Consider the following 12,389-nt stretch of genomic DNA (forward strand, 5'->3'; position numbering starts at 1 on the left):
CATTAGTGCCACCAAAGCCAAATGAGTTACACAATGCATAATCAAAACTATGGGGTTTGGCTACGTGCGGTACAAAATCTAAGTCACAACCTTCATCAGGGTTATCCAAATTAATGGTAGGCGGTACAATTTGATCCCGCAACGCTAAGATTGTAATAATTGCTTCAACTGAGCCCGCTGCACCTAATAAATGTCCGGTCATAGATTTAGTAGAACTTACAAGTAAATCATAAGCATAGTCGCCAAACACCGACTTAACCGCAGCCGCTTCAGCTTTATCACCTGCTGGAGTCGAAGTGCCATGGGCATTGATATAACCAACCTCTTCATTGGCAATTTGCGCATCATTAATGGCATTAACCATTGCTGCAGCAGCGCCCGCACCATCACTTGGTGGTGATGTCATATGAAAAGCATCGCCACTCATACCAAAGCCAACAAGCTCTGCATAAATTTTAGCGCCGCGCGCCTTAGCATGCTCATACTCTTCCATCACCAACACACCTGCGCCATCACCGATAACAAAACCATCACGGTCTTTATCCCATGGGCGGCTTGCAGCGGTTGGATCGTCATTACGAGTTGACAAGGCTTTGGCGCTGCCAAAACCAGCAACAGCTAACGGACAAGTAACATCTTCAGCGCCGCCAGCAACCATAACGTCGGCGTCACCGTAGGCAATCGTACGCGCTGCAAAACCAATATTATGCACACCCGTTGTACAAGCTGTTGTCACTGCAAAGTTTGGCCCAGTCATGCCATACTTAATAGATAAATGACCAGAAATCATATTAATAATGGTGCTAGGAACAAAAAATGGCGACACTTTTCGAGGGCCACCTTTAAGCAATGCTGCATGATTTTGCTCAATTAATGGCATTCCGCCCATACCAGCACCAATCGCTGTGCCAACTCGCGCTGGATTTTCTTGTTCCATATCAAGACCTGAGTCTGTCATTGCTTGTATACCTGCAGCCATGCCGTATTGGATAAATAAATCCATTTTACGGGCATCTTTGCGAGACATATATTGCTCAACATCGAAGTCTTTTACCGAGCCACTGAAACGAGTACTAAATTCAGTTGCATCAAATTTGGTAATAGGTGCAATACCACTTTTACCAGCTAATAAAGATTGCCAAGAAGATTCGACATCGTTACCCACTGGAGTAACTAGTCCTAAACCTGTAATTACCACACGACGTTTAGACACAGCATTCACCTTTGTATTTTATTAGGCATTCGCCAAGAGATATTCTGTTAACCCACCACCAATCAAAGGAAAAAGATCAAACGGATGATAAGAAATGATGGGTTAACTCACTTTTATAGAGAGTTAAGTCGACATTTATTCGACGCCACAAACAAAAACAGGCGGCATAAATGCCACCTGTTTTAGTGAATCAGGGATTACTGATTTTTTGAAACGTAATCGATCGCTGCTTGAACAGTAGTGATCTTTTCAGCTTCTTCATCAGGGATCTCAGTGTCAAACTCTTCTTCTAGAGCCATAACCAATTCAACAGTGTCCAGAGAATCTGCACCTAAATCGTCTACGAATGATGCAGCTGATTTAACGTCTTCTTCCTTAACGCCAAGTTGCTCAATAATGATTTTCTTTACACGTTCTTCGATGTTGCTCATTAGTTTTCTTTCCTATTCAAATTACACACTTGCGTAAGATTGAGAGTAGTTTATTCGATCCAGCTGACATTGCAAGCTTAGTTTTCGTGGTCTAACCACGAAAATTATCATACTTTGATATCAAACGAGATTCAATAAAAGTCGTTATCAATTATGGTCCTTAGACCATGTACATTCCGCCGTTTACATGCAAAGTTTCACCAGTGATGTAAGCTGCAGAGTCAGAAGCTAGAAACAATACCGCATTGGCAATCTCTTGCGCCTGACCGAGTCGAGCCATTGGAACTTGCGCCATGAAAGCTTTTTGCTGCTCTTCATTAAGCTCATCTGTCATGTCTGTTTGGATAAATCCAGGGGCAACAGCATTAACGGTAATTTGACGAGATGCAACCTCTCTTGCAAGAGATTTTGTAAATCCAATCAAACCAGCTTTAGCTGCTGAGTAGTTTACTTGCCCGGCATTACCCATGGTTCCGACCACAGAGCCAATATTAATAATACGGCCGCTGCGCTTTTTCATCATAGACCGCATAACCGGCTTGGATAATCTAAACAGTGATGTCAAATTAGTGTCAAGAATATCATGCCACTCATCATCTTTCATGCGCATTAATAAATTATCACGTGTGATACCAGCATTGTTTACTAAGATATCAACATCACCGGCTTTTTCTTTTATCTGGCTGAATAATTGTGTAACTGATTCACTATCAGTCACATTTAATACTAAACCAAAGCCGTTATCACCAAGGTAATCTTGAATTGCAGCGGCACCTTTTTCACTGGTTGCAGTGCCGATCACGGTAGCGCCTGCTTCAACCAGTGTTTCACTGATGGCACGGCCAATACCACGACTTGCGCCAGTAACTAACGCGACTTTACCTGTTAAATCAAAGCTAATGCTCATGAATATTCCTTATTGGATTAAAGCTGATAAAGTGGCTGCATTATTAATTGCTTGCCCTTTTAATGACTTATTAATTCTTTTTGATAACCCTGTTAATACTTTACCAGGGCCAATTTCAGCTAAATCAGTAATCCCCTGACTTGCCATTAACTCAACTGTCTCACTCCAACGTACCGGGCAATATAATTGGCGAACTAGCGCATCTTTAATTGCAGCTGCATCATTAGGGCTTGCTACATCAACGTTATTAATCACAGAAATAACCGACGAGTTAAACTTGATATTCTCTAATGCAAGTGCCAGTTTATCAGCTGCAGGTTTCATTAATGCGCAATGTGACGGCACACTCACAGGTAAAGCAACTGCCATTTTAGCGCCAGCAGCTTTACATGCGCCAGCGGCTCTTTCTGTGGCTTCTTTTTCACCCGCAATAACTACTTGGCCAGGACTATTAAAATTCACAGGGCTAACAACAGCGCCATTTGCTGACTCTTCACATGCCTTAGCAATTGCATCATTATCTAAACCAATAATGGCGTACATAGCACCGGTACCTGCTGGTACTGCTTGCTGCATTAATTGACCGCGCAATTCAACTAATTTTACCGCATCTTCAAAGGCAATAATGCCAGCACACACTAATGCTGAATACTCACCTAAACTATGGCCTGCTAAAACAGCAGGTTTAATCGTGCCACTTGCTTCGATAACGCGCCAGATAGCCACACTTGCGGTTAATAATGCAGGCTGAGTTTTATCTGTTTCATTTAGAGTTTCAGCAGGTCCATCTTGCACCAATGCCCATAAGTCGTAACCTAATACGGCACTCGCCTGAGCAAATGTCTCAGTTACTACAGGGTAATCAGCTGCTAAATCAGCAAGCATACCAACTGATTGCGAGCCTTGACCTGGAAAAACAAACGCTATATTTTCCATTATAATTATTACCTTTATTCGTTTTTGAAAAACAACTTTTTATTTTTTGCTAGCTGTAAAATATAAATTAATCGCGTTATATCCTACTGCTATTTATCAATGATATCTAGAATCTAACTAGCGCACTGCCCCAAGCAAATCCACCGCCAAATGCTTCAAGTAAAATAAGCTGTCCGCGTTTAATACGGCCATCTCTTACTGCCTCATCTAACGCGATAGGCACAGAAGCTGCTGAAGTATTACCGTGCTTTGCCAGCGTTAATACCACTTTATCTAAACTCATATCTAACTTTTTGGCGGTCGCTTTAATAATTCTAAAGTTGGCTTGATGTGGTACTAACCAATCAATTTCAGACTTGTCGATATTATTAATTCGCAGCGTTTCTGTCACCACATGGGATAATTGCGTCACCGCAAACTTAAAGACATCATTGCCCTTCATGGTCATAAAGCTCACAGCTTCTGATGTTTCGCTGGCCCGAGGCGGGAATGTGCACTTTAGCAAATCCCCCTGGCGGCCATCGGCATAAATATGGGTTGAAATAATACCCGGTTGCTCACTGGCGCCAATGACCGCAGCGCCAGCACCATCACCAAATAATATGATGGTACTGCGATCTTCAGGATCGCACAGGCGTGACAACACGTCAGCGCCCACCACCAATATTTTCTTAGCGGCACCGGTTTTAATAAATTGATCTGCAACCGACAATGCATAAACAAAGCCTGAACATGCGGCAGCAATATCAAATGCAGGAATAGTATGAATGCCTAATAATTTTTGTATTTCGCAAGCCGCTGCTGGAAATGCATTATTGGCACTGGTTGTACCACAGACAATCATATCTAATTCGCTTGCTTCAACACCTGCCATTTCTAAGGCTTTCAGTGCAGCTTGATAACCCATGGTAGTCACAGATTCATCTTCTGCAGCGATGCGTCGCTCTGAAATACCCGTACGTTCCACAATCCATTGGTCAGAGGTGTCGACCATTTTTTCTAGATCGTGGTTACTACGAACTTGCACCGGCAGATAACTACCAGTTCCGAGAATTTTTGTATACATATTATGAGATCAGCTATTGATGTCTAAAAGAATCGTCTCCAGACGATCTTTAATCATTTCCGGTAAACGACGTTTTGCTTCCGTTGCAGCTAAATTGATTGCTTGTAAATAAGCGGCTTCATCAGCATTTCCGTGACTTTTTACTACTATTCCGCGCAATCCTATCAGACTTGCACCATTGTAGTGGTCGGGGTTCATCTTACTCAGTACAGCTTGGATACGTGGAGCGAGGAATTTTGATAACAAACGAACGAAAAAGCCTTGAGTTAATCCATGTTTTAATTGATGAACTAATAACTTAGCAATACCTTCAGATGTTTTTAATGTAATGTTGCCAACAAAGCCGTCACAGACGATAACATCGACTTTGCCGGTAAATATCTCATCACCTTCAATAAAGCCATCGTAATTGACTTGAGAAGTGTGTATCAGGTGCTGAGCTGCTTGTTGGACTTGATCGTTACCTTTAACGTCTTCAATACCGACGTTAAGTAACGCAATTTTTGGTCTAGAACTTTTATGCACAACTTCACATAACACCGAGCCCATGACAGCAAACTGAAACAAGGTTTCAGAATCGCAAGAAACGTTAGCACCCAGATCGAGTAAATAGACTGGTTTACCTGTCATAGCAGGTAAACAACTGACTAATGCAGGTCTATCTACACCGGGCAAGGTTTTTAATAAGATCTTTGATAGCGCCATTAACGCGCCAGTATTACCCGCACTCACACAGGCCTGAGCCTTACCATCTTTAACTAATTCTAATGCTAAGCGCATTGAACTTTGTTTTTTAGAACGGATAGCATGAATTGGTCGATCACACATAGTGATGACTTCAGTGGTATGGATAATTTGAATTCTTGCTTGAATAGCCGTTTCAATATCAATTAGATATGGGTCTATTTCGGCTTGATTACCGACTAGATAAATTGATAATTGAGGGTTAAATTTCAGTGCCTGCAAGGCTGCAGGCACTGTGACGAGGGGGCCATGATCGCCCCCCATCACATCTAACGCGAGCGTCAGATTCGTCATAAGATTAGCAACAATTACTTGTTGATAACCTTTTTACCGCGGTAAAAACCATCAGCAGTCACATTGTGACGTAGATGTAATTCACCGCTAGTAGCGTCTACAGATAATTGAGCTGTGCTCAATGCATCGTGTGAACGGCGCATGCCGCGCTTTGAACGTGATTTTTTATTCTGTTGTACAGCCATTTGACCTGTCTCCTAGATTACTTGCTCTTCAGTTTTTCTAACACTGCAAACGGATTTGGACGCTCCTCATGAGAGGGGTCAATCTCGCCTACAACTACGTCGCTCGTTCCTAAATTGCAATCATCATTCTGATGCATAGGAATAATTGGCATAGCGATTATCAATTCATCTTCAACCAATTGATGTAGACGAACTTCACCAATTTCATTGCACTCAATCGGCTCATACGCATCCGGGAGCTCATCGATTTCATCTTGGGTCTTACAAAGACCAAAGCTGAAGTCGACCGTAACCTTTGTGGTATATGGTGTCATACAACGTTGACATAGCAGAGTGAGCTCCGTCACAGCCTTCCCGCGAAGGTAGACTATCCCCTGAATATCGACGCCACATTCTAACGACACTGTCACATCGGAACAATCGCCAGCACATAATTCATTTAATCGCTTATTTTGAACCCCAGGCACTATGCCTTCATAACGAAGACCACTGGCTGCAGTTCGAATAGGATCAATTGATACTGGTATCTTTACTGTTTGCATAAGGCGCGCATATTATAGTTTGAAAACGCTAGAGTCAAAGAAAATTTATCCAAATTGTGGTTAATGACTTAACCAAACAAAATAGACTCATTACTTAAACACCAACATTAAAATGGATCGAAGCGAAATTTTACCTGTCACAGCCCGCGATCACAAGCGCGATCCGACTAAAATTACTCCATTCAGTCGCTTTTTTATCGTATTATAGAAGTAATTGTCTAATTCCCCGAATAGTGAGCCATGAACACTAAAATCATCCTAGCTTCCACCTCTATTTATCGCAAAGCGTTATTAGAAAAATTACAACTGCCGTTTGAATGTGTCAGCCCAAAAACCAATGAAACGCCGCTTAAAGATGAAACAGCGCAGCAATTAGTTTTGCGTTTAGCGCAATTAAAAGCAAAAGCTGGTGTTGAGTTATTTAATCAAACGAGCTGTCAGCAAGCGCATATTCCTGCTGTGATCATCGGCTCTGATCAAGTGGCCGTCATTAATGGACAAATCATTGGTAAACCACTAGACAAACAAAACGCAGTTAAACAACTTAAGCAAGCCTCAGGTCAATCTATTACCTTTTATACTGGCTTAAGTGTTATCCATAATGTCACACAGCAAGCTTATAGCATTGTAGAACCCTTCACTGTGCACTTTAAAAAATTAACGACTGCAGAAATTGAGCGTTATGTTGATTTAGAGCAGCCTTTATATTGCGCAGGTAGTTTTAAATCTGAAGGACTGGGTATTGCTTTATTTGAACGCCTTGAGGGAGATGACCCTAATACCCTCATTGGTCTGCCATTAATCCGCTTAATCGAGCTATTAAAGCGCCATAATATAAACGTGCTATAAACTTTTTGATGCTAAAAAATATTTACACAATGCTAAATTTTCAACAAGACCGTCTTTAGCTTGCACAATGCCGCTTTGGCTAGCTGTCAGTTCAACTGGTAATTGGCTCACAAAAAAGCCGATGCGGTTAACATCGGCTTTATGAATTACAAAAGTAAGCAAAGCGTATTATGGCTCTGCTTATATATGTAATAAAATATCTTTCGGCTGATTAACTGTGGCTGTGGGCCCTTCAGTTAACAGATCCTCTAGGCTATGGGCGCCATAGGTGACCGCAATACTGTTTACCTTAGCATTGTTCGCCATCGCAATATCAAGTTTTGAATCACCGATCATCACCGCTTGATCCGCGTTAATATTTAACTCTTCGAGCAAAGATAAAATCATCGATGGATGCGGTTTCGAATGCGCTTCATCGGCTGAGCGAGTCGCGACAAAATATTGCCCTAAACCAGTTTCAGCCAACATTCGGTCTAAGCCCGCCCGCCTTTTACCAGTGGCAATTGCCAAGGTGTAACCAGCGGTTTTGAGTTGTGCAAGTAAATGCTCTATGCCGTCAAACAAAGGCGATGGTGTTAGATTAACATTAAGGTAATAGTGTTTATAACCTGCGATTAATTCATCGTACTTATTCCCATGATGAGGAAATAATTTTTCTAACGCAGGTAATAAAGACAAGCCAATGATATCCCTAACCGCTTGCTCAGAGGGAATATCAAGTGCTAATGATTGCGCCACGCTTTGCATACAATCGACAATTTTACCGACTGAATCCATTAAGGTGCCATCCCAATCAAAAATCACTAATTGGTACTGCTTAATATTATTTAGCTTCATGCACGAGTCAATTTATCTAAAGTGGCTAACAAAACATCATCAAGTGGCGCTTTGACTGTGGTGACTTCATCATTGTCAGGATGTTTAAATTTAAGCTCTGCAGCATGCAAGAACAAACGATTTAAACCTTTAGCCCGCATAGAATCGTCAAATTTTTGCTCACTGTATTTGTCGTCACACGCAATAGCATGGCCGGCATATTGACAATGCACGCGAATTTGGTGAGTTCGACCTGTCACTGGACTGGCTTTGACTAAGGTACATCCTTGGTAACGCTGCATAATTTTGTAACGTGTTTCAGAAGGTTTACCTTCTTGATTGGCACGAACAATACGTTCGCCGGATTTTAAGGTAATTTTTAGCAAAGGCACTTTAACCACTTTGTCTTTTGCCTGCCAATCACCTCTAACTAATGCAAGGTAATCCTTTTGCATCGTTTTGTTTCTAAGTTGCTCATGCAAATGCTTAAGTGCACTGCGCTTTTTGGCAATAAGCAACACGCCAGAGGTGTCTTTATCTAAACGATGTACTAGCTCTAAAAATTTTTGCTGTGGCCTTAAAGAACGTAATCCTTCAATCACACCGTAATCGACACCGCTACCACCATGAACTGCGATACCTGCAGGTTTGTTCAGCACGATAAGATGATTATCTTCATGAATGATTCTGCTTTCTAACTGGCTTACTTTAGACAGTTTTGCAGACGGCGCTGTGCGGTTGTCTTTTTCCGCAATTCTAACTGGCGGAATACGAACAACATCTTCAAGTTGAAGCTTGTATTCTGGCTTCACTCTTTTTTTATTAACCCTCACCTCACCTTTACGCACGATTCGGTAAATCATGCTTTTAGGTACACCTTTCAATTTGGTGAGAAGAAAATTGTCAATGCGTTGTTCGAAATGGTCTTCATCAATAGTGACCAATTGAACTTTTGTGGGAGTTTCTGTATTCATGATGCGCCTTAAGTTATTACGGCGCGTATTGTAACCTAAGTTTCTACCTGATGGGACAATAAGAATGAGAGTTTTGATTGCTGTCTAAATTGATTATTGCTATATTTGCGCTGTGATTGAGGATAAACAGTGGATAAAATGTTCACAAACTCAATTTATTACGGTGTTTTTTCAGTAGAATTCATGAACAAGACTGGTAGCAAGTCATTGATTTGCAAATTGTAAACATCACAAAACGAAATAATTCGTTTTTACAATTAAACCGTCGGTGTCATCTTTATTTTAAAAGTTTTCCTGAAAAATACCACCCCAAATTCGAACAAATTTTAGCTTGTTATCAAACAAACCAATTCGACTTGGGCATTATCGGAAGAAATATTAAATTTATGGGGTTGGTTGATAATGAACAACCAATTCCTTGTTTTTGTAATTATTAAAAAATAAGCCATAAATAGGATGCGACACGCAGCGATGCGTCTTACAGTAATGCGCACCTAACTTGCCTAAAAACCAGCCGCGAGGCTTTGTGCATAACCATTTTAGGCCCGTAATGCAGCGAATTTACTTTGTTTGATGACCTTATTAGAAGAATTAAGTCATCATGAAACGTATGTTAATTAATGCAACTCAGTCTGAAGAGTTGCGTGTTGCCCTAGTTGATGGGCAACAATTGTATGATCTGGACATCGAAAGCCCAGGCCATGAACAAAAAAAATCAAATATCTATAAAGGTACTATCACCCGCGTAGAACCTTCTTTAGAAGCTGCTTTTGTTGACTATGGTGCTGATCGCCATGGTTTCTTACCGCTAAAAGAAATTGCTCGCGAATACTTCCCTAAAGGTTACTCTTTCCAAGGCCGTCCAAATATCAAAGAAGTGGTATCTGAAGGTCAAGAAGTTATCGTTCAAATTGATAAAGAAGAACGCGGTAATAAAGGCGCTGCGCTAACAACCTTTATCAGTCTTGCAGGTTCTTACTTAGTACTTATGCCTAATAACCCACGTGCTGGCGGTATTTCTCGTCGCATTGAAGGTGATGAGCGTACTGAACTTAAAGCGGCAATGTCTGAGTTATCAGTGCCAAACGGTATGGGCTTAATCGTTCGAACTGCAGGTGTTGGTAAAGATGCTGCTGAATTAAAGTGGGACTTGAAAGTTTTACAACATCACTGGGATGCAATTCAAGAGGCCGCGCAAACCAAACCTGCACCTTTCTTAATTCACCAAGAGAGTAACGTTATTGTTCGCGCAATACGTGACTACTTACGCCGTGATGTCGGTGAAATTCTAATCGACCACCCGCGCATTTTTGAAGAAGCTAAACAGCACATAGGTTTAGTTCGACCAGATTTTGTTGAGCGCGTTAAGCGTTATGAATCAGAAGTGCCGTTATTTACTCACTTCCAAATTGAATCTCAAATCGAGTCGGCTTTCCAACGTGAAGTACGTTTGCCTTCAGGTGGTTCAATCGTTATTGACCCAACTGAAGCGTTGACCTCTATCGATATTAACTCTGCACGCGCAACCAAAGGCGGTGATATCGAAGAAACAGCATTAAACACTAACCTAGAAGCTGCTGATGAAATTGCCCGTCAATTACGTCTTCGTGACTTAGGCGGTTTAGTGGTTATCGATTTCATCGATATGACCCCTGTTAGACACCAACGTGAAGTTGAAAATAGAATGCGTGATGCGGTTCATTTAGATCGTGCCCGTGTTCAACTCGGTCGCATCTCACGCTTCGGCCTGATGGAAATGTCTCGTCAACGTCTTCGTCCTTCTCTTGGTGAGTCAGCTGGCCATTTATGTCCTCGCTGTCACGGTCAAGGTACGATTCGTAGCACTGAGTCTTTAGCGCTTTCTATTCTTCGCTTAATGGAAGAAGAAGCAATTAAAGAAAACACCACTCAAATAGAAGCAGTAGTGCCTGTCGATGTAGCGGCCTTCTTGTTAAATGAAAAGCGTAAAGCAATTCGTATTACTGAAGAGCGCCATAAAGTTGAAGTTTATGTCATCCCAGATGCACATATGACCACACCAGATTACCGCGTATCACGCCTCAGAAGCGATGATGAAGTGGTTGAGTCAAGCTACAAGCGTGTTGAAAAGCCTGCTGCAAAACTTTACGAGCCTCGCAAATTAGAGCGCGCGGAAGCACAACAGCCAGCAATTAAAGGCTTCGGTACCCCTAAAGCGGCGCCAGCAGCTACAACTGCAGCTAAACCTGCTGCAGTAGCCAAACCGGCTGCGCCTGCAGAGCCTGGGTTCTTCTCAAAAATTGTTGCTGCTATTAGTGGTTTATTCGCCTCACCAGAGCCAGTTAAAACTGAAACTAAATCTGCTGATAAGAACCGTAAAGAAGCACAAAACAACCGTCGTAATCGTCGTAACGACTCTCGTAATGACAGTCGTCGTAACGATTCTCGAAATGACAACCGCCGTAATACTCGCAACGACGCTGATAATAAAGGTCGTGATAATAAAGCGCGCAATAAAAAGTCGGACAGAGATGTAGCTAATAAAGAACAACTTGATAAGCGTCCAACTAAAGCAGAGCCAAAAGCGAAGACAGAAAAACCACGTCAAGATGCTGAGAAATCGCCTAAGCAAGAAGCAGCGAGAGAGCGTCGTCAACGTCGTAACATGCGTCGTAAAGTGCGAATTGAAAATGAGCAAAACGAAGCTAAATTAGCGGAAACCACCACTTCACAGGTTGAAGTTGCAGTTGAACCTAAAGCTAAGCCAGAGACCAAACAGGATTCAAAACCTGCCCGTACTCGCCGCCCAAGAAAAGACGCTGAAGTTATCACTAAAAATGATTCAGCTAAATCTGAAGCTAAGGCTACTGTTCCAGTGACTAAAGACGTTAGCACTGAAACTGACATTAAAGTAGAAGCTGAAACGCCAGTTGAAGCGCAAGCACCGGTTCAGGCGCCTGTTACTGAAACCGCTGTTGCTAACACAACATCTGCAGAAGAAATCACTGCAACTCAAGATGCTTCTGAAACCGTAAATGAAGATGCTGATGACAAGCGTGAAGGACAGCGCCGTAGCCGTCGTAGCCCTCGCCACCTTCGTGCAGCGGGTCAACGTCGTCGTCGTGATGAAGATGATACCTCGTCAAGCCCTGCTGTATTTACATCTGTTGATGAGCTAGAAAAACAACTTGATGCAGAGCAAGCTAACGAAGCTAAAGCTGCACCTACTGTAGAAACGCCAGCTGTCGAAGTTAAAGCCGAAACACCTGCAGTAGAAGTTAAAATTGAAACGCCAGCGGTTGAAGTTAAAACTGAAACCCCAGCGGTTGAAGTTAAAACTGAAACCCCAGCAGTTGAAGTGAAAACTGAAACGCCAGCAGTTGAAGTTAAAACTGAAACGCCAGCAGTTGAAGTAAAAACTGAAACGCCAGCAGTTGAAGTGAAAACTGAAAC

At 42.1% G+C, this 12,389-nt stretch carries 12 protein-coding genes; 2 read left to right on the plus strand and 10 right to left on the minus strand.

Translation table 11 applies throughout. From position 1 onward, the window contains the following. The 8 genes from fabF to yceD form a co-directional block, all read right to left on the minus strand. Positions 1-1,213 (minus strand): beta-ketoacyl-ACP synthase II (gene fabF, locus BCU91_RS19890; protein ID WP_102532216.1); only part of this gene is annotated, 1,213 nt, incomplete at its 3' end. 197 nt (positions 1,214-1,410) lie between these two features. Next, positions 1,411-1,644: an acyl carrier protein gene (acpP, locus tag BCU91_RS19895; protein WP_011496723.1), complete on the minus strand. Its 234-nt coding sequence runs from the start codon at positions 1,642-1,644 to the stop codon at positions 1,411-1,413. A gap of 160 nt (positions 1,645-1,804) precedes the next feature. After that, a complete protein-coding gene (gene fabG, locus BCU91_RS19900; protein WP_102477237.1) occupies positions 1,805-2,551 on the minus strand; it encodes a 3-oxoacyl-ACP reductase FabG in 747 nt (248 codons plus the stop codon). 9 nt (positions 2,552-2,560) lie between these two features. Continuing rightward, entirely contained in the window at positions 2,561-3,487 is a 927-nt protein-coding gene (gene fabD / locus BCU91_RS19905; RefSeq protein WP_102532217.1) for an ACP S-malonyltransferase, read from the minus strand. A gap of 106 nt (positions 3,488-3,593) precedes the next feature. Then, the gene (locus BCU91_RS19910; RefSeq protein ID WP_102532218.1) at positions 3,594-4,553 is read right to left on the minus strand and encodes a beta-ketoacyl-ACP synthase III; all 960 of its coding nucleotides are present in this window, start codon (positions 4,551-4,553) and stop codon (positions 3,594-3,596) included. A gap of 9 nt (positions 4,554-4,562) precedes the next feature. Further along, on the minus strand, positions 4,563-5,591 hold the full coding sequence (plsX, locus tag BCU91_RS19915) for a phosphate acyltransferase PlsX (RefSeq protein WP_102532219.1): 1,029 nt from the start codon (positions 5,589-5,591) through the stop codon (positions 4,563-4,565). A 14-nt stretch (positions 5,592-5,605) separates the two neighbouring features. Next, positions 5,606-5,776, minus strand: coding sequence for a 50S ribosomal protein L32 (gene rpmF, locus BCU91_RS19920; RefSeq protein WP_011496728.1), 171 nt, complete (start codon positions 5,774-5,776; stop codon positions 5,606-5,608). A 17-nt stretch (positions 5,777-5,793) separates the two neighbouring features. Continuing rightward, positions 5,794-6,318: a 23S rRNA accumulation protein YceD gene (gene yceD, locus BCU91_RS19925; protein ID WP_076536204.1), complete on the minus strand. Its 525-nt coding sequence runs from the start codon at positions 6,316-6,318 to the stop codon at positions 5,794-5,796. Between the two features lie 240 nt (positions 6,319-6,558). Between yceD and BCU91_RS19930 the strand changes: the two genes are divergently transcribed. Beyond that, positions 6,559-7,167, plus strand: coding sequence for a nucleoside triphosphate pyrophosphatase (locus BCU91_RS19930; RefSeq protein ID WP_102532220.1), 609 nt, complete (start codon positions 6,559-6,561; stop codon positions 7,165-7,167). A 180-nt stretch (positions 7,168-7,347) separates the two neighbouring features. Here BCU91_RS19930 and BCU91_RS19935 read toward each other — a convergent pair whose 3' ends face one another. Next, entirely contained in the window at positions 7,348-8,004 is a 657-nt protein-coding gene (locus BCU91_RS19935; RefSeq protein ID WP_102440289.1) for an HAD-IIIA family hydrolase, read from the minus strand. After that, on the minus strand, positions 8,001-8,957 hold the full coding sequence (gene rluC / locus BCU91_RS19940; RefSeq protein ID WP_102520007.1) for a 23S rRNA pseudouridine(955/2504/2580) synthase RluC: 957 nt from the start codon (positions 8,955-8,957) through the stop codon (positions 8,001-8,003). Before rluC ends, BCU91_RS19935 begins: the two co-directional genes overlap by 4 nt. A 601-nt stretch (positions 8,958-9,558) precedes the next feature. On the opposite strand from rluC, the gene rne reads away from it, so the two are divergent. Next, on the plus strand, positions 9,559-12,389 hold a 2,831-nt coding region (gene rne, locus BCU91_RS19945), incomplete at its 3' end, for a ribonuclease E (protein ID WP_102532221.1).

It is taken from the genome of Shewanella sp. 10N.286.52.B9 (genome assembly GCF_002873635.1).
Classification (GTDB): domain Bacteria; phylum Pseudomonadota; class Gammaproteobacteria; order Enterobacterales; family Shewanellaceae; genus Shewanella.